Origin of the sequence: Methanomicrobium sp. W14 (assembly GCF_017875315.1) — an archaeon.
In the GTDB taxonomy this organism is placed as follows: Archaea; Halobacteriota; Methanomicrobia; order Methanomicrobiales; family Methanomicrobiaceae; genus Methanomicrobium.
Genome location: NZ_JAGGMM010000002.1, coordinates 656344 through 675666, shown reverse-complemented (window position 1 = coordinate 675666; position 19323 = coordinate 656344). Strand labels below are relative to the sequence as shown.

15 protein-coding genes are annotated in these 19323 nt (G+C 44.9%); 6 read left to right on the top strand and 9 right to left on the bottom strand.

Features of this window, described 5'->3' with window-relative positions; genetic code table 11:
* The first annotated feature begins 72 nt into the window (after window positions 1–72).
* From J2128_RS09120 to J2128_RS09110, 3 genes are all read left to right on the top strand, one after another.
* A complete protein-coding gene (locus J2128_RS09120; protein ID WP_209690812.1) occupies window positions 73–1359 on the top strand; it encodes an orotidine 5'-phosphate decarboxylase / HUMPS family protein in 1287 nt (428 codons plus the stop codon).
* Window positions 1360–1728: 369 nt separating this feature from the next.
* The gene (locus J2128_RS09115) at window positions 1729–2262 is read left to right on the top strand and encodes a GNAT family N-acetyltransferase (protein ID WP_209690811.1); all 534 of its coding nucleotides are present in this window, start codon (window positions 1729–1731) and stop codon (window positions 2260–2262) included.
* Between the two features lie 412 nt (window positions 2263–2674).
* On the top strand, window positions 2675–3103 hold the full coding sequence (locus J2128_RS09110) for a dCTP deaminase (RefSeq protein ID WP_209690810.1): 429 nt from the start codon (window positions 2675–2677) through the stop codon (window positions 3101–3103).
* 33 nt (window positions 3104–3136) lie between these two features.
* Here the strand turns inward: J2128_RS09110 and J2128_RS09105 are convergent, their stop codons facing one another.
* From J2128_RS09105 to J2128_RS09080, 6 genes are all read right to left on the bottom strand, one after another.
* Window positions 3137–3847: a type 1 glutamine amidotransferase gene (locus J2128_RS09105; protein ID WP_245323511.1), complete on the bottom strand. Its 711-nt coding sequence runs from the start codon at window positions 3845–3847 to the stop codon at window positions 3137–3139.
* Between the two features lie 152 nt (window positions 3848–3999).
* On the bottom strand, window positions 4000–5139 hold the full coding sequence (locus J2128_RS09100; RefSeq protein ID WP_209690809.1) for a hypothetical protein: 1140 nt from the start codon (window positions 5137–5139) through the stop codon (window positions 4000–4002).
* A 252-nt stretch (window positions 5140–5391) separates the two neighbouring features.
* Window positions 5392–6345, bottom strand: coding sequence for a methyltransferase domain-containing protein (locus tag J2128_RS09095; RefSeq protein WP_209690808.1), 954 nt, complete (start codon window positions 6343–6345; stop codon window positions 5392–5394).
* An 85-nt stretch (window positions 6346–6430) separates the two neighbouring features.
* Window positions 6431–7567 (bottom strand): molecular chaperone DnaJ, encoded by a 1137-nt coding sequence (gene dnaJ / locus J2128_RS09090; RefSeq protein ID WP_209690807.1) that lies wholly within the window; start codon window positions 7565–7567, stop codon window positions 6431–6433.
* Window positions 7568–7584: 17 nt separating this feature from the next.
* On the bottom strand, window positions 7585–9441 hold the full coding sequence (gene dnaK, locus J2128_RS09085) for a molecular chaperone DnaK (RefSeq protein WP_209690806.1): 1857 nt from the start codon (window positions 9439–9441) through the stop codon (window positions 7585–7587).
* A 1-nt stretch (window position 9442) separates the two neighbouring features.
* Window positions 9443–10024 carry a nucleotide exchange factor GrpE gene (locus tag J2128_RS09080; RefSeq protein ID WP_209690805.1) on the bottom strand — a complete coding sequence of 194 codons (582 nt, stop codon included), beginning with the start codon at window positions 10022–10024 and terminating at the stop codon, window positions 9443–9445.
* A 503-nt stretch (window positions 10025–10527) separates the two neighbouring features.
* Here J2128_RS09080 and purH point away from each other — a divergent pair.
* The 3 genes from purH (at window position 10528) to dinB (ending at window position 15052) form a co-directional block, all read left to right on the top strand.
* Complete coding sequence (gene purH, locus J2128_RS09075) at window positions 10528–12018, top strand: bifunctional phosphoribosylaminoimidazolecarboxamide formyltransferase/IMP cyclohydrolase (RefSeq protein WP_209690804.1); 1491 nt, start codon at window positions 10528–10530, stop codon at window positions 12016–12018.
* A gap of 200 nt (window positions 12019–12218) precedes the next feature.
* Complete coding sequence (locus J2128_RS09070) at window positions 12219–13745, top strand: sodium:solute symporter family protein (RefSeq protein ID WP_209690803.1); 1527 nt, start codon at window positions 12219–12221, stop codon at window positions 13743–13745.
* A 218-nt stretch (window positions 13746–13963) separates the two neighbouring features.
* Window positions 13964–15052 carry a DNA polymerase IV gene (dinB, locus tag J2128_RS09065; RefSeq protein WP_209690802.1) on the top strand — a complete coding sequence of 363 codons (1089 nt, stop codon included), beginning with the start codon at window positions 13964–13966 and terminating at the stop codon, window positions 15050–15052.
* 107 nt (window positions 15053–15159) lie between these two features.
* Here the strand turns inward: dinB and J2128_RS09060 are convergent, their stop codons facing one another.
* The 3 genes from J2128_RS09060 to eno all read right to left on the bottom strand — a co-directional run bounded on the left by J2128_RS09060 (window position 15160) and on the right by eno (window position 19184).
* On the bottom strand, window positions 15160–16767 hold the full coding sequence (locus J2128_RS09060) for a DEAD/DEAH box helicase (protein WP_209690801.1): 1608 nt from the start codon (window positions 16765–16767) through the stop codon (window positions 15160–15162).
* Window positions 16768–17051: 284 nt separating this feature from the next.
* Window positions 17052–17720 carry a protein-L-isoaspartate(D-aspartate) O-methyltransferase gene (locus J2128_RS09055; protein ID WP_209690800.1) on the bottom strand — a complete coding sequence of 223 codons (669 nt, stop codon included), beginning with the start codon at window positions 17718–17720 and terminating at the stop codon, window positions 17052–17054.
* Window positions 17721–17900: 180 nt separating this feature from the next.
* Window positions 17901–19184: a phosphopyruvate hydratase gene (eno, locus tag J2128_RS09050; RefSeq protein WP_209690799.1), complete on the bottom strand. Its 1284-nt coding sequence runs from the start codon at window positions 19182–19184 to the stop codon at window positions 17901–17903.
* Between the last annotated feature and the right edge of the window lie 139 nt (window positions 19185–19323).

The window sequence follows — 19323 nt, the reverse complement described above, 5'->3', positions numbered from 1 at the left end:
TTTTATCAATTCTTCAGTCAAATAAGTAATTGCCTGCAATATTTTGCACGAAATACAAAGAGTGATAAAAAAATGTCAAAACCAATCCTTCAGGTGGCACTGGATCTGACAGAACTAAAAAGAGCTGTCCAGATAGCAAAAGAGGCAGTGGAAGGGGGAGCTGACTGGATAGAGGCGGGAACGCCTCTCATAAAAAGCGAAGGCATGAACGCCGTCAGGACACTACGGGCGAAATTTCCTGACAACAAAATCGTTGCCGACATGAAAATTGCCGATACGGGAACGCTTGAAGTCGAAATGGCCGCAAAAGCCGGTGCCGATGTGGTATGCGTACTTGCAACGTCCGATGACTCCGTCATAGAAGAGGCTGTGCGTGCAGGAGACCTCTACGGTGTCAGTATCATGGCAGACCTTTTAAACGAAAAAGAGCCTGCAAAGCGTGCGGCTGAGCTTGAAAAGATGGGTGTCGACATAATAGCGGCACACATAGGAATAGACCAGCAGATGAGAGGGATGAAATCCGTTGACCTCTTAAAAGAAATTTCAGGACTGGTAAGCATCCCTGTAGGCGCAGCGGGGGGACTTAACGACAAAACGGCGGCGGAAGCCGTACTCTCGGGCGCGGACATACTTCTTGTCGGAAGCAGCATCACTAAGGCGGCAGACGTAAAGGCCGCGGCTGCACTTGTCAGAAAGGCCATCGACAGCCCCGACATTGACACAGGAAAAGAAAAAAGCAGGGACGATGAGATAAGAGATATTCTTCTCTCTGTGTCGGCACCTAACGTAACCGACGCCATGCACAGAAAAGGTGCGATGTCTGGTCTCATCTCGTTATGCGGTGAAGTGAAGATGGTCGGGCGTGCACTTACCGTAAATACCATTGCAGGCGACTGGGCAAAACCTGTCGAAGCTATAGATGTCGCACAGAAAGGGGACGTCATTGTAATAAACAACCAGCGTGCAACTTACATCTCGCCGTGGGGTGAACTTGCGACGAACAGCGCCTTCAACAGGGGCGTTACAGGAATAATTATAGACGGTGCCGCTCGTGATGTCGATGACATTAAGAAAGTGGGGATTCCGGTATTCGCAACAGGTACCTGCCCCAATGCCGGTGAACCAAAAGGTTTCGGGGAAATAGGAGCTGAAATATCCTGCTGCGGACAGCAGGTAAGAAACGGTGACTGGATAATAGGCGACGAGTCAGGCGTAGTCGTAATCCCAAAAGAGCGTGCATATGAGACTGCACGAAGGGCTCTTGAAGTCAAAAAAAGTGAGATGAGAATTCGCGAGGAGATTAAACGCGGAAGCACCCTTTCGTCGGTATCGGAACTAATCCGCTGGGAGAAAAAATAATTCTTTTTTCACGTATAATCTTTTTTCGGCTCTGTAGAAACCTTTAATCAATTTTTTCAGGAAGTATATTGTGAATGATAATTCTTGTCTTAATTTCTTTGATCCGGCTGTAATATTTTCCCGAACTTAGTGTGTCACCATATTTACGTTTAATCATTGAAAAAACAAATTCGGCAAGATTTCTTTGTCCATATTTCTGTATATTAGGCGATAAAATAATAATACTTCATCAGGGAAATACATAGTATTGCAGGGGACCGTAAGCAAATCAGCTTGCATACCGCCTGTCAGATACGGCGTTGAATGAGCCGGGATATTACTTTATGCAAAGTTTGAGGTCTATTTTTTATTATAAATTGTGAGGTTTTTATGAAAGTAAATCAGACAAAAGTTACACTTGCGCCGTTGGAACCATCCGACCGTGAACAATTCATCCTTGACAATCAGGAGGCATTTCTTTTCGGAGCTGTCGAGGAGTTCAGTATGCGGGATGACCATTTTGAAGAAGACGGCGAAATCATTTCTCGCAAAACCATTGAAGAATCAATGGATAAAAAAGAGGCAGAAACATATCGAATCCTGCTAAATGGTGAAATTGTCGGCGGCGTGATTCTGACGATTGACTATGAGACGCACCACAATCATTTGGATATTCTTTTTGTTTTCCCCAAGGCGCACAGCAAAGGAATCGGCTATGCAACATGGCTGGAAATAGAAGCTTTGCACCCCGAAACAAAAGTCTGGGAAACCTGCACACCCTATTTTGAAAAGCGTAACATTCACTTTTATATCAACAAATGCGGATTTCACGTAGTTGAATTCTTTAACGACCCGCATTCTCCCAATGGGGATTCAGGCGACGGAGAGGAGTTTTGGATGTTCCGTTTTGAGAAAGTTATGTGAGATGAGAGAAATTATTAAAATTATTAGGATTAGTCCTGAATCAGAAAGTGGCGGCAAAGAACCGGAAAAGCGTAGTCTCTCTTAATATGTCCCTGAACTGTTCTAAAAATAAAATTTCACCCTGGGAAATGATTTGACGATAAATGGACTCTTTATAAAACCTGATATTTTTTTCAAGAAGCATATTGTGAAGAGTTATCCTGATTTTGATTTCTTTATCATCTCAATAAAGATTTTCACAAGACCAATTTACCTGTTTTACGACACTTATTTGGAATTTTCTCAACCATTTGTGGTTAAATAATATAGGAACTCCTGTACTTTCGACCTTTCGGTCGCTATTAAATTAGAGGATTTCTGCAAAGCCAGCATTCAAAAATATTACAACCTTTAATGATCCAGTCTTATCACAATGATACTTTCCAGAGAGATAATAACAGAGAGAATCAAAAAGAACGAGATTGTTCTGGACCCGTACAGTGAGGAATCCCAGCAGCCGGCATCATATGACCTCAGGTCGGGCGAGGACTACCTGTTGAGGAAAGGTGAAATAACCCTTGTTCATTCAATGGAGAAAATCGGGCTTCCCGCAGATGTTGCAGCGACTCTTATGTGCAGGTCATCTTTTGGAAGGCGTGGAATTCTAATCGGCGGCGGATACGTTGACCCGGGTTTTCGCGGGAACCTTACTCTGTGCCTCGTTAACATGGGTCCTGAAGACTACACGCTCAAAAAAGGCGAAAGGTGCGTCCAGGTCATAATGCACGAGATTTCAGGCGGAAAAACGCTTTACAACGGCAGGTACCAGGACAGTGAAGGCACCGTTGAGGCGAGAAACTAAAAAATCAAAAACAGAAAAAAGGATTTTAAATCATCATATTTTTTCAAAACAACCGATTATATCACATATTATCCGGTTTGCCAGAGCAATATTTGATTCGTCAAGAATTTCAGGAATAGCCTGTACGTATTTTGCAGTCCGTGATACCTCGGCAGGACAGTTTTCAACCAGATTTTTGAGTGTTCCTGCCGTCACTTCAGGGTGGCACTGGAGGGCAAGAACACTGCCCCCAAAAACAAACCCCTGATTCTTGCAACCCTCACTTTCAAGAATCCTCGTGCAGCCCGCAGGAATTTCAAACGTATCTCCATGCCAGTGAAACGCCCTGAAATTATCAGGAATGACTCCCAAAAACGGGTTTTTTTCAGCACCCGCGCATTTTTGAACGTCAAACCAGCCAATCTCCTTAAATTCGTTTTTCCTGACGCATCCCCCCAGAACGGATGATATAAGCTGTGCACCAAGGCAGATTCCCAGAACCTTTTTCCCCAAGTTGATGGCTGATTTGATAAACCTTTTCTCACCCGAAAGAAAAGGAAACCTTTCCTCCTCGTAAATGTTCATAGTGCCTCCCATAACTACAAGGAGATCAAAATCATTAAGTGAAGGCGGCTTTTCCCCGGCGTAAAGCCGGGTCTCTGAATACCCGTAGCCCTTTTCTTCGCAATATGGTCTTATGCACCCAGTATCCTCAAAAGGCACGTGAAGAAGCGAATGAACTCTCATTTTTGAATACTCACGCATTTTGACTGCTGAAAATATAACCCTGCATTTCCTGTAGACCTGTTATATCTGTATATGCGACCTGAAAAAAGAAAAGACATCAGTACGAACCACCGTCAGGATGAGAAAAACTGCAAAGGAAAAAAAGTTATTTTCATATTTTATTCAGGTACCTAACAAAGAAATACTTCAGCATAGCGTTCTGCAACCTTTGCACCAAGAGAAGGCTTTAAGTCCTCAAGCCAGAGATAAAATCCGGTCATCTGCGGAGTTCTTTTGCTTTCGACCTTAAGCTCACCTGATTTTTTTCGTACAATCTTTAGATATTCGCTTTTCTTTCTTGAACGGAGATATATGACAGGCTCATATTCGGGAATGTCTACTGCAACAATAACCTTTGAAAAGTCGTTTTTAAGCCCTTCATAATTGTACCTTCTGCCAGACATCGTAAAATCCCTTCCGTTCAGAAGGGCTCTTACTCCTGACGGGTAAAGTGCACCGAAAAGAATCTTCTTTGCAACCGGTGGAATTTCGTCAGCAACAGCCATTCCGGCTTTGCCTTTACCGGACATCATAATTCCCAGGAGACGGTCTCTTTTAAGGTCATGAAGCTTTTTGTAGTCAAAAGGCCTTTTTATGGGAATGTCCTCTATTCCCACAAGTTTGGGATGTGTCACCGGCTTTCTCGGGACTCCTCTTATTGACCCCACAGTAAGTACGCTTTTTATCTTTTCGCAGGTCTGCGTAATTATAAGGGTGCTTTCGGTCTCCCGCATAAGGCGCTTCATAATTGAAGACCTCGAGATGTCTACTGATGAAAAGAGGACAAAAGGAACAAGAGCCTGACCGTAAAGATAGCCCAACAGCTTCTTTTTGTATATAACCTCGGCCTCCATGTCCTTTAGATCCGAAGCCGACGTGACAATCTCACAGAAGCAGATCCTGTCCTGGCTGTCTATGAACAGAATATCAAATTCGGCTATGTCCTGGCCGTTACCGCGGATGTTGATATCTCCGCGGTTTGAGTAGTAAAGGCCGTTCTGCCCAAGTCTTATGTCAATAGGAGGATACGGTGCATCAGCTCCCTTTCTTACAACATGCTTTATCCTCTCAGTCTTCAGGGAAAGTTCAAGAAGCATCTCGTAAATAAGTGATTCATACCACCGGCCTTCGGCAGCCCTCATCTGCGAAATGTCCTCTGAAAACAGCTGTCCCTTTTCTATCTTCTTAAGATGCCTGATTGCTTTTCTTGCAATCGCCCTGCCGGGCTTTTTCTTTGAAAAATTGGCATTAAGCCACGTTAACAAATCCATCTGCTTTTTTAACCCGTATCAAATAAGACATATCTCCGGCAAAAACCGGATATTCCGGCACTTTATATATTTTATTGCAATAATTCACCTGTGAAATGCCTCCGGACAGCCAAAATTCATTTTTTTGGCCCCCACTGCACTTTAGCTACGATCTTTTACGGGACAAATTCTTTTATATGACTTCCCTTTGACTGAAAATCCCGGTGTGCAGAAAAAAATCTCCCGGATAATTCCCTGCCGAGAAGGCAGAAATTACGCCAGAACCATTATTCTGCGAGTAAGACTTTTATGTACCCTCTGTTCGTGAAACTGCAGCACCTCAAAATGCTTTGATGCAATCTCACGGATATCAACATGGGTCACGACAACAGCCCGTTTTCCCCTCTTTAAGACGCGCCGCATCTCACTTAATGAATCGTTATAAAGCGCACTCATCGATTCCGCTTTTATACAGACCGACTGACCATATGGAAGATCGGTTACTACCGAATCAACAGAACAGTCTGTTATAGGGAGTTTAGTTGAATCAACTTTTAATACCTCTGCAACGGGTAGGTTTTCAAGGCAGCCCTTAAGCATAAAAAGGTCCATATCAGCTCCGATTACGCGGTTTTTCAAAAGACTCGCCTCCAGAAGAACGCCCCCGGTGCCGCAGAAAGGATCAAGCAGGGTCTCATTCTCCTTTATCATGGCAAGATTTACAAGAGTGCGTGCAAGAATAGGCATCATAACACCGGGGTGAAAAAACGCTCTTCTCATAGGATTACGGTATTCAAACCCTCCCCTGTCGATTCTGTAGATTACTTCCCCGAAATAACACTTGTCCCCGGAAAAAACCGCGCGAAACTCACGTCCGGGATTTGACAAAGACACATGCCCTTTTATGTGCGCCCCTATGCATTTCTCCAGAGACAACTGCGAGTCGCGGATGACAGTATCGCTTATTTTTTTGACACGCCCTGCAAATGAAACTTCAGAGACTATAGAAAGAGAATCAAGCATTTCTATAAAGGATTCGGCTGAAGCATAACATTCACCGAGGTAATTCATCACGCAGTGCGTCATTGCGAGACGTTTCGCTGCATACCGGTCAGGGCATTCCATTACCGCGACCTGCATACCCCTCTCAAGTATCTTTCCCGTGCATTCCGCTTCGGCATAAGGGAGTGTCGGGTGCTCACCGGATAATTCAAAAATGAGTTTCATACAAGACTTATAAGTTAGAACTTCATGAGGCTAAAATAGAGAGTATAAAAAAATTCATATCAAAAAAGGAATGGATTTCCCGATTTCATTTTTTCAGGAAATCCGAGAAAAACCCGCCTTTTTTACCGCCCTTTCCTTTTTTTTTGGATTCTATCTCAACAATGCGGTTGTAAAGCTCTTTTTCCTCATCGCCGATATTTTTGGGAATCTCTATCTTTACCCTGACAAGAAGATCTCCCGGCCTTCCCCTTCTCTTTATGCCTTCGCCGGGAATTTTAAGCGCAGTCCCGTGCTGAACACCGGCAGGTATCTTCAGCTCCACGTTGCGGCCGTCAATGGTCTCTATACTGACCTTTGATCCGACTGCAGCGCTTGCAGCCGAAACTTCTACGCTTGTTTCAAGATTTTCGCCAACACGCCTGAAATTTTCATCAGGAAGAACTTCAACCTCTATGAAAAGGTCTCCGTTCGAAGCGCCTGGATCGCCTGCCTCTCCATAGCCTTCCATTCTAAGACGCATCCCTGTCTCAATTCCGGCGGGGATGGTAACCGTAATGGTCCGTTTTACCCTTGTATGACCCGAACCGCCACAGGCTTTGCAGCGTTCCTCGGGAATCTTCCCGCGTCCGCCACACTGGGAACAGGTAGTCATACTGACAAAATTCCCAAAAGGAGTTCTGTTTTCACGTTTTTCCTGACCGCTACCGCCGCAGCGCGGACAGGTACGGACTTTTTTAGTTTTGCTTCCCGTACCGTCACATTCAGGACAGGGTTCGGTATGCATGACGTCAACGTCACGGCTTGTTCCAAGTGCCGCATCCTTAAGCGATATCTGCATCCTCATCAGGAGGTCTGCGCCTGTCTGCGGGCCTCTCGGGCCACGTCTCGAGCCGCCGGCACCCCCGAAGAACGCATCGAATATATCGCCGAATCCTCCAAAGTCAGAACTGAAACCGGCTCCCCCGAATCCTCCTCCGGTATACTGGCCTTTGGAAGCGTTGGTAAAGGTTTCATGACCCATACGGTCATACTGGGTTCTCTTCTGCTTGTCGGAGAGGACACTGTAAGCCTCGTTTATCTCCTTAAACTTCTCTTCAGCGCCCTCTTCCTTGCAGATGTCAGGATGATACTTCTTTGTCAGGGTGTGGTAAGCCTTTCTAATCTCCTGATCAGTCGCACTTTTCGGAACATTCAGGATTTCATAGTAGTCTTTCGCACCCATTGTTTACTCCGACGAATTTAGTCCTTCTTTTTGTCGTCTTTAACTTCGTAGTCAGCGTCGACAACATTATCGTTTTCTGCACCTTTGCTCTCGCCGCCTTCGCCTTCCTTCGCCTTTGAAGCTTCGGCTTCGGCTGCAGCCTTCTGGTACATCTTGGTCGAAGCCGCAAAGACACTTTCGGTCAGTTCGTCAACGTCCTTTTTGATTGCCTCCAGATCGGTTCCTTCGGCAGTCTTCTTGACTTTCTCAACGCCCTCTTCAATTTTATTGACATCCTCAGAGTCCAGCTTGTCTTTGCTCTCCTTAAGGAGTTTTTCCGCGGCGAATAACGCGTTGTCGGCGCTGTTTCTGATCTCAATCTCTTCACGCTTCTTCTTGTCTTCCTCTTCAAAGTCCCTGGACTTCTTTACCATCTCTTCAATTTCCTTCTCAGAGAGGCGCTTGTCTCCGGAGATTGTTATAGCCTGGCTGTTTCCTGTTCCAAGGTCTTTTGCCGAGACATTTATTATGCCGTTTGCATCGATATCAAACGTTACCTCTATCTGCGGGATTCCGCGGGGCGCAGGTGGAATTCCTGTAAGCTGGAACTTTCCGAGTGTGAAGTTGTCCGCTGCAAGGGCACGCTCTCCCTGGACAACATGAATCTCAACGCTTGTCTGGTTGTCAGCGGCAGTCGTGAATATCTGGCTCTTTTTTGTAGGGATTGTAGTGTTTCTCTCGATAAGCTTTGTTGCAATGCCACCCATCGTCTCGATTGAGAGAGTGAGAGGTGTTACATCAAGAAGCACAACGTCCTTTGCCTCACCTGTAAGGACTCCGCCCTGGATTGCAGCGCCCACTGCCACACACTCGTCAGGATTTATGCCCTTGTCAGGATCTTTTCCGATAAGTGCACGAATTCTCTCCTGCACAAGCGGGACACGTGTTGAACCTCCGACAAGAAGGACATGGTCAATGTCGCTGTTGGTCAGGTTTGCATCCTCCATTGCCTGCTTTACAGGTGCTATTGTCCTGTCGACAAGAGGAGTTATGAGCTGCTCAAACTTTGCACGTGTTAAGTCCATATCCAGAAACTTCGGCCCTGTCGAATCAGTCGTAATATAAGGCAGGTTGATGTTTGTCTTCTGGACTGAGGAAAGCTCTTTCTTGGCGTTTTCAGCCGCGTCACGGATACGCTGCATTGCCATTTTGTCCTTTGAAAGGTCGATTCCATCCTGCTTTTTGAACTCTTCTACGATGTAGTCCATAACAAGCTTGTCGAAGTCGTCCCCTCCGAGGTGGTTGTCACCTGCGGTTGCCTGAACTTCAAAGACACCGTCGCCGATTGTAAGAATCGAAACATCAAACGTTCCGCCGCCGAGGTCGAATACCAGTATAGTCTTGTCCTCTTCCTTGTCAATACCGTATGCAAGAGCACTTGCCGTAGGCTCATTTATGATACGCATTACGTCAAGGCCGGCTATTTTTCCGGCATCCTTTGTTGCGTTCCTCTGGGCGTCGTTGAAATACGCAGGAACCGTAATGACGGCCTTTTTTATTTCGTCACCGAGGTAACTCTCAGCATCTACCTTCAGTTTCTGAAGGATCATAGCGGAAATTTCCTGCGGGGTGTATTCCTTGCCGTCGATCTTTACCTTTTTGTCAGTTCCCATCTGACGTTTTATAGAGATTATTGTGCGGTCAGGATTTGTTACAGCCTGGCGCTTGGCGACGTTTCCTACAAGACGCTCTCCGTCTTTTGAAAACGCCACAACAGACGGAGTGGTACGTCCTCCTTCTGCATTCGGGATGACTACAGGTTTTCCGCCCTCCATAATTGACATACATGAGTTTGTTGTACCAAGATCAATTCCTAAAACTTTATTAGAAGTCATATTATTGCTCCTCCTTTTTTTCGTTTTTTCCGTTAGATACCGCCACTTTGGCGCATCTGATTACTTTATCCTTAATGCAGTAGCCACGCTGGACTTCGTCTATAACCGTCCCCTCTTCACAGTCGGAAGGAATATAGGCTATTGCTTCATGTTTTTGCGGATTGAATTTTTCGTTTAGCGATTCTATGGGAGATATGGAATTGTTTGCAAGAATTTTTCTGAGAATTTTCTGGATCTGCTCGACTCCCTCACGAAGTGAGGTGTCATCTGACCCCAGTGCCCGTTCAATGTTGTCGACGACTTCAAGAATCTCAACTGCAAAATGTTCAACCGCACGCTCTACACGTTCGGATGATTCCCTGGCGCTTCTTTTCCTGAAATTGTCAAAGTCTGCCGCAAGGCGCAGATACCTGTCATTAAGACTTTTAATTTCCGCCAGGAGCTCTTCTTCCCGCGAAATTTTTTTCTCTTCAGGATTCTCTTTTTTAGCATCCTCAGGACTTTTCTTGGCCTCTTCACCTGCCTGAGATTTTTTCACCGTCTCTTCGACAGGCACTTTTTTCTCAGGGTTCTCATCATTCATTCCTTTATTCTCCTATAAACTGCTGTAATTACTAGTTATACCATACTAGATGGTCTAAAGTTCTATATAAATATTTTTGTCAGTCTGTTTGCAGTTCTATATATACTTTCTTTGCCCATACAAAATAATTCAGGGATATTAAACAGAAAATCTACAAAAAAGGATCACAGGATTTAAAGCCTTTATTTTAGAAATAAACCATAATGCTTACAGTATAAAGAGAATAATTTATGTAAAAAAACAGCTGTTAAAAGAGTCCTGACAGATCCGAAGCAAAGGAGCAGAATATTTTGGTTGTCTCACATAAGCGCAGATAAGCACATACAAAAAAATCAGAAATATCTCAAAAATACTCTTAACATTACTTTAAGAAAACTTCCGAAATAATTCTGTTCACACCACATTTTTATTTAGGATTTGCCTGCATCTTATTCAAAAAAAACTGTTTTCAGAACCCCCTAACTGCATTACCTTATTCTGATTTTAGCTCCAATAATATTACAATGAAATATGCACTTCTCTCGGTCTGGGACAAGACCGGCATAACCGAACTTGCTGAGTGCCTCGTAAAAAACGGCTACACTGTTCTAAGCTCAGGAGGCACAGCAAAAACCCTCAGGAACGCCGGAATAAACGTAACTGAAGTATCCGAATACACAGGGGCACCGGAGATGATGGACGGACGTGTAAAGACCCTGCACCCGAAAATCCACGGCGGCCTTTTAGGAAGGCGGGGAATTGACGATGAAGTGATGAAGAAAAACGGCATCAACGGAATTGACATCCTTGCTGTAAACCTCTACCCGTTCGAGGAGATGTCATCCAAAAAAATGCCGTTAAAAGAACTCGTTGAGTACATCGACATAGGAGGACCTGCAATGATTAGAGCTGCGGCAAAAAACTTCAGTGATGTCGCAGTCGTAATCGACCCGAAAGATTACGGCATGCTTGAGAAGGCCATATCATCAGGCAATGACCTTACTGAAGCCAACAGGCTGAACCTTGCTAAAAAGGTCTTTGCAAGGACGGCTTCATACGACGCCGCAATCTCAAACTACCTATATTCCCTAGAATCAGAACTTCCCGAGGTCTACACGGTTCAGTTCAGGAACGGAAGAGCCTTAAGATACGGTGAAAACCCGCACCAGAAGGCGTCAGTCTACGGGGAAACTGGAATCGCCGGACAGACCACTCTCCAGGGCAAAGAGATGTCATACAACAACTACCTTGACGTTGACGCGGCAGTAAGCCTCATGAGAGAGTTTGACGAAACGGCGGCAGTCATAGTAAAGCACAACAACCCGTGCGGGGTCTCACTGGGTGACACACCTCTTGAAGCATATAAAAAAGCAAGGGACGTCGACCCTGTCTCGGCATACGGCGGCATTGTGGCTCTTAACAGACCTGTTGAAGCGGACGTCGCAAAAGAGCTTGCATCCACATTCATAGAGGTAGTCATTGCACCTTCATACTCGGACGAAGCTATGGAGATAATGAAGGTTAAAAAGAACATGCGTGTCCTGATTCTGCCGGAAGAAAAAGATACAAAGTCGGTAAGGACAATCGACGGCGGAGCCCTTGTCCAGATAACGCCGAAAGACATCAAAGAGAACTGGGAAGTCGTATCCGAACGCGAGCCGACACAGGACGAGATAGAAGGCATGAAGCTTGCAATGAAAATCTGCAAGCACACAAAGAGCAATGCCGTTGTCTTTGCAAACAAAAAATCCGCTCTTGCAATAGGTGCAGGACAGATGAACAGGGTAAACTCAGCTGAAATTGCCGTCAGAAAGGCAAACTCCTCTCTTAAGGGATCGGTTGTTGCATCCGACGCGTTCCTCCCGTTTGCAGACACACTTGAAGTGGCGGCAAAAGCCGGTGCAACGGCACTTCTCCAGCCGGGAGGATCAATCCGCGACAAGGAAGTTATAGATGCCTCCAACCGCCTCAATGTCGCGATGGTGTTTACCGGGATCAGATATTTCAGACACTAATCCGTTTTTTACCTTTTTTTCACTCAGTCAGACCTTAAAAATATGCTTTAAAACGATCGTGTTATATGCTAGCATGCTGCAAATTAGCATAGTAATATGTTTGGTCTGCCGACAATAACCGTCTTAAGCGTAGCTTTAGGGACGGGAATAATAGTTCTGGCTCTTTTATACTGGAGCCTTTCATTCAGGGAGGTCGAAGAGTGACATTCGATTTGGCAACTATTGCAATAATAGCTGTTTATGCAGTTGGGTTAATTCTCATAGGTAGCTGGGCATCAAAAAAAGTCCATAACACCGAGGACTATATACTCGCCGGGAGGTCCCTGGGCTTCTGGGTCTTCACAATTCTCATGGTCGCATCGGTGTGCAGCGGAATGACTCTTGTAGGGGTCTCTGCATTCGGCTACACCTCGGGGTGGCCCGGAATATGGGAGCAGCTTGCAGTGCCCCTCGCGGCATCCTTTGCAATCATAGTATTCGGTGTAAAACTTCATTACATTGGAAAAAATGCAGGATACATGACTGTAGAGGACTATTTTGCCCAGAGGTTCGAAAGCCCGAGAGCAATAAGGGGAATCACGGCAGTTGCAGGAATCGTAGTGTCGATGATATACCTTGTCGGTCAGTATACCGCTATAAGCATAGTTCTGGTATGGCTCTTCAACATAGACCACAGGGTGGCACTGATAATTGCAGCGGTCATAATTACAGTGTATACCGTTATAGGAGGTCTTTACGCGGTTTCGTGGACAACCCTCATCCAGGGAGGGCTTCTTATCGCAGGTGTCCTCATAATGACACCACTTGTAATCTTTGCAGCAGGAGGTCTTGAGCACATAAACGAAGTTCTAGCCTCGGTAGACCCGAATATGGTTCAGCCTTTCTACCCGGCAGCGTACGCCTCATATGCATACTGCACACCTGAATTTCTGGTATCGTTCGTTATAATGCTGACAGTAGGCCTTGCATGCGCACCGCATGTCGTAAACAATGTCCTTGCGGCAAAGAAGGAAAAATTCTTCAAATGGGCTCCCCTGGCGGCATTTCTGATATATCTTGTAGTGATGTTTCTCGTAAAGTTCGCAGGCTTCGCGGTAAGGGCGCTTGTAGAGGAGGGAAAACTTGTTCTCCCTACAGCTGTAAATGCTCAGGACTTCGCCTTTATGTACGGGGTCCAGTATGCCGTTCCAAACCTTGTAATCTGGGCTTTTTTTGCGGTCATCGTCCTTGCGGCCGTCATGTCAACGACAGACAGGCTAATGCTCACAATAGGAACCATGTTTTCATGGGATATATACAAAAATCTCCTAAGACCGGATGCAACCGACAGGCAGGTCTTAAGATTAAGCCAGATCTGTGTGGTTGTCGTTGCAATAGTTTCAATTCTACTTGCGTTCAACCCGCCCGAGATGCTTGCATTCCTGATATGGATGGGAATCGGAGTAATGCTGTCTACTTTTGCAGTCCCGTTCCTCGCAGGGCTTTACTGGAGGCGTGCAACAAAGGAAGGTGCAATCGCTGCAGTCCTGACAGGTCTTGTTACGTCAGGAATGTTCGGGTATTATTACCAGTACATAGACAAACTTCCTATGCACTTTTCAATATACTCGTTCGCCTGTGCAATAATAGCGATGATTGTCGTAAGCCTCATTACACCGAAGAACTCGGAAGAGGTTCTGGACAAGACCCTAACAGGATTTTATATCCAGCCTAAAAACCAGCAATAAAATATTTTTTAGAAAAACCATCTGAACAGGTAGGCCAGAGTTACACTTACTCAGACGGATTATTTACCTTTTTTTATCAGTAATCTGCCAGCGTTTAAGCGTGCTTTAAACACAAATCTCAAGCACAGGTAAGACACAGGGAGTGCCGGCTTTTCTTTCACACCGCATGGCTATGACTTATACCATAAACCGGCAAGAGTTAAAACAGTCGACGGCTGATGACAGAAACTGCAGAGGACAGAATAATACTTCATATCGACATGGACTGCTTTTACGCATCCGTTGAGGTCAGGGAGAACCAGAAACTCAGGGGACTTCCAGTGATAATAGGTGCCGACCCAAAAGGGGGCGACGGAAGGGGTGTCGTAAGCACATGCTCATATGAGGCACGTGACTATGGCGTGCACTCGGCTATGCCCATCTCAACGGCGTACAGGATGTGCCCCAAAGGCATATTTCTGCCGGTAAACTTCTCTTTATACAAAAAAGTCTCGGAAAGCGTAATGGAGATTCTCAGGAAATATTCCGACAAATTTGAACAGGTAAGTATAGACGAGGCTTACCTTGATTTAAGCTGCAAAGGCTCTTTTTCCGATGCTGAAAAAACTGCAAAAGAGATTAAAGAAAGAATCTTTCAAAAGGAGAGAATTACCTGCTCGGCCGGGATAGGCCCGTCAAAAGTAGTCGCAAAGATAGCATCTGATTTCCAAAAACCTGACGGGGTAACTGTAGTAAGACCTGAAGAAGTCACCTCTTTTCTAAACCCCATGCCAATAGGAAAAATTCCAGGCATAGGGAAGAAAACATCAAAAATACTTTCAGGAGCAGGAATTTCAACAGTCCGTGACCTTCTGGACTATGACATCCAGAAACTCATCTCGCTTCTCGGGCGTCATGCAGCGGACCTGAAAGAGATTGCCTCGGGAAATGATACAAGAGACGTCAGAAAAAGAGAATCACGAAAATCAATAGGAAAAGAAAAGACATATTCCTCGGATACAAAGGACAAAGACCTGATACTAAAGACGGCCGAACAGATATGCAGTGAAGTTAAAAAAGCCGTTTCCTCCAGAAAAATAAGATTCAGGACGGTGACAGTCAAAATAAGATATGCCGGATTCATAACCAATACAAGATCAAAGACTCTTGTCCGTCACACTTTCGACAGCTCCGTGATTGATGAAAATGCAAAAGAGCTCATCTCAAAATACCTTGACACTACAAAACCTGTACGGCTTATAGGGGTATCGGTATCCGGTTTTGACTCCCCAAAAAGCATACAGACAACAATGTCAGAGTATATGTGAATTCCAAAATTCCTGATAAAAAATAACGGCCTTCTATGAAAGAAGTAAAAAAATAAACATGGAAAAAATAAAACGGGATTTCAGGTCTTTTTAGGACTGAAACAATCCTAACGGATTGCTTTTCTTGCAGGTTCAAACGATATTTCATTACCGCGTATTGTCGCATTATTCATGGCCCTGTGAACCTCAGGGGCATATTTTTCAGGAACTTCAACAAACGAAAAGTCATTAAGTATGTTTATTGCCCCTATAAGACTTCCCTGAATTTTTGCCTCTCCTGCAATTGCACCGACAATGTCACCGGGGCGGATACCTTTTGATTTGCCGATGTTTATAAAAAACCTGACCATTCCGGGCTCTCCGCCGGTATTTAAAAAGTCAACAGACTGCTCTTCCTTGTGACCTGATGGCAATTCATGACTGTTGTCCTCCATATGAAGCTTAATCAGAGCCGCCGAAATATCGGTCAGGGTGAAGTCCTCGTCCATCAGCCTTTCCACATGGGGAGTATATGCGGAGAGGTCACTTTCTGTCATAACATTCCGCACTTTGTCAAGGAACCTTTCGATGCGGCAGTTTTCAACATCCCTTGTGCTCGGAGGGGATACACGTCTTATTTTGACTCTCGCAAGTCTCTGGATCATACGCAGTTTTTCGGTCTCCCTAGGCCCTACAAACGTATATGCACGCCCGGTCTTTCCGGCCCTTCCCGTACGTCCGATTCTGTGGACATAATACTCTACGTCCTGCGGGACATCATAGTTGTATACAGTATCGATATCCTCGACATCAATGCCTCTTGCAGCTACATCGGTTGCTATCAAAATATCTATTGAACCGTTCCTGAACTTGCCCATAACGCGGTCCCTTAAACTCTGCTTCATATCACCATGGAGGCCTTCGGCAAAATAACCCCTGGAGTGAAGTGATGACGAGAGCTCATCAACCCTCTTTTTTGTGTTGCAGAATATCATTGAGAGACCCTGACCGCTGATATCAATAAGACGGCACAGGACATCGAGCTTGTCCCTTTCGCGGACTTCTATATACGACTGTTCAATAAGAGGAACGGTCAGCTCTTTCGGGTTTAGTTTCAAAAATTCAGGGTTCTTCTGGAATGCCTTTGATATTTTAAGAATCGGTCTCGGCATTGTCGCCGAAAACAGAATTGTCTGACGCTCTTTAGGTGCGTATTCAAGAATTGCCTCAAGGTCTTCCTTAAATCCCATATCAAGCATCTGGTCGGCCTCGTCAATGACAACAATCGATACCGATGACAGGTTAAGTGTACCTCTTCTGAGATGGTCCATTACCCTTCCCGGAGTTCCGACGACAACATGAACTCCACGTTTCAGGACAGAGATCTGGCGTTCTATGGGCTGACCGCCGTATATCGGGAGAACCCTGACGTCATCGCGGTACTTCAGAAGCCTGTTGAACTCCTCTGCAATCTGGATGGTAAGTTCTCTTGTAGGTGAAAGAACGATTGTCTGGACACTGCAGCTTTTCGTGTCCAGTTTTTCGATGACAGGTATTGCAAAAGATGCAGTTTTTCCGGTTCCAGTCTGGGCCTGGCCTGTAACGTCACGTCCCTGCATGATAAGAGGAATTGAAAGCTGCTGTATTGGAGTGGGTTCTTCAAACCCCATATCTTCTATTGCCTTTAATATTTCTTTGGAAATATTCAGTTCACTAAATTTTAAAAAAGTGTCCATTCTTATTATTATAAGGCGCACAAACTATTTTATATTTGGGGGAGGGCAAGATATTTTAGAATATTAGACATTTAGAGATTAATTTGGCATTTAAGGGAGTTAATCCAATTTTTTGTCTGAGTCTGCTGTTTTAGCAGGCACATAATTTCACATGATGAATATCTAAAAAAACAGGTATTTTAAAAGATTTTTCAGATAATCTCAAATATTTACATTTTTTTAAGTTTACGAATGTATCAGACATCCAAAATACGCAGGTTCAAATCCATGCGCTTCTCCGTCTGCTACTCCTTCCATCCCCTGCAGCCGATAAGGGGAACAAACCTTACATTGCCATGGTGCGTCAGTACCGGTTTTCCATCTTCTATTTTTATCTTAATAAGCTCCTGATAAGACAGACTGCCTACAGGTGCGACAAGTCTTCCGCCTTCATTTAAAAATTCAAACAGATATTCAGGAATATCAGGGGATGCCGCTGTAACAATAACCGCATCAAAATGACCAAACTTTTCGGGAATATTCGTTCCATCACCTAAAAAGACCCTTACATTGTTTATTCCGGAATTTTTCAGGTTTTCCTGTGAAACCGGAATAAGCTCTTTTATCCTCTCAAAAGAGACAACTTCCAATGCGGTCTTCGATATCACCGCCGCCTGGTAGCCGGAGCCTGTGCCGATTTCAAGGACACGATCATAAGGCGACAACTCAAGAAGTTCAGTCATAAAAGCTACAATATAAGGCTGCGATATCGTTGCACCCATTCCAATTGGAAGAGGTCTGTCATCGTATGCAAATTCACGTAATTTTTCCGGCACAAAAAGATGCCTGAAAACCTTCGCCATTGCAATAAGAACATTCTTATCTGCAACACCCCTTGCCTCAACCTGGTTTTTCACCATTGCTATCCTTTTTTTCTGATAATCAGGACTGTCACAGAAAGAATTCCCGGGCATAATAAGAGCTACTGATAATTTTCATTGTATATCAATCATTGTCATGAGAATGATAAGTGCAAAAGAGAAGGTCTGGAATTTACATATAGGCAGGATGCCTGAAAGCCGGAAGAGACATCAGTGAAACGTAAATAAAAAAAGATTTTTTTATTATTGATTTATTCCTGTTTTCTGCCTTATTTATCTTGCAAAAGCACTTCTTCCTGCAAAGCGGGCAGAGTCTCCCATCTCTTCTTCTATTCTTAAGAGCTGGTTGTACTTTTCTATTCTCTCACCCCTTGCAGGTGCCCCCGTCTTAATCTGGCCTGTCCCCATTGCAACCGAAAGGTCGGCTATAAACGAATCCACAGTTTCACCGCTCCGGTGAGAGATCATGGCACCCCATTTGTTCTTCTGCGCAAGTCTTATCGCATCAATAGTCTCGGAAACCGTTCCTATTTGATTAAGCTTTATCAGAACCGCGTTTGCGACCCCTTTTTCTATCCCCGTCTCAATTCTTTTCACGTTTGTAACAAAGAGGTCGTCTCCTACAAGCTGGACTTTATCCCCTATTGCTGATGTAAGCATCTTCCAGCCGTCCCAGTCATCCTCTGAAAGACCGTCCTCTATTGAGACTATCGGGTATTTTTCGCACAGGGTTTTGTAATACTCCACCATCTCTTCTGCCGTAAGCTTTTTTCCCTCAGTTTTAAGTTCGTAAAGACCGTCTTTGTACAACTCACTCGATGCAGGGTCAAGAACTATTCCTATATCATCACCGGGCCTATAACCTGCCCTTTCTATAGCTTCCACAATAAGCTTCAGGGGCTCCTCGTTAGAAGGAACTTTCGGCGCAAATCCTCCCTCGTCGCCTACTCCGGTCGAATCACCCTTCTCTTTCAGGAGGACCTTTAAAACATGGTAGACTTCGGCACCCCATCTCAAAGACTCCTTAAATGATGGTGCCCCGTAAGGTGCAATCATGAACTCCTGCAGGTCTGCGCCCTGCCAGTTTGCATGTGCACCCCCGTTCATGATATTCATGCACGGGACCGGAAGAACGGCGTCGGCAGGATTTCCAAGATACTTCCAAAGCGGAAGGCCGCGTGAAGCCGCACCGGCCCTTGCAACAGCCATTGAAACAGTAAGCATCGCATTGGCACCAAGACTTCCCTTGTTTTCGGTTCCGTCAAGCTCAATCATGGATTCATCAACAGACCTCTGATCCGTTGCGTCCATACCGGCAACTTTGGCTGATATTTTATTATTCACGTTAAAGACAGCATTCAGGACTCCTTTCCCGCCGAAACGGTTTTTGTCCCCGTCCCTTAACTCGACAGCCTCGTGAATTCCCGTAGACGCTCCTGACGGGCATGCGGCACGCCCGGCAACGCCGCACTCAAGAATTACATCAGCCTCCACAGTGGGATTTCCCCTTGAATCCAGAATCTCTCTTCCTTTTACAGATTTTATTGCAGTATCCATGTCCATATCTCCAGATGTCACCAGATTTAGGTAAATATTTGCAAGGAAAATGAAAAAGCCTTACGACATTGGATTAAGGTAAACACAGTAAGAGTTTGGAGAGATGCTTTCGTCAACAGACTTTTGTAAACCCAAATTC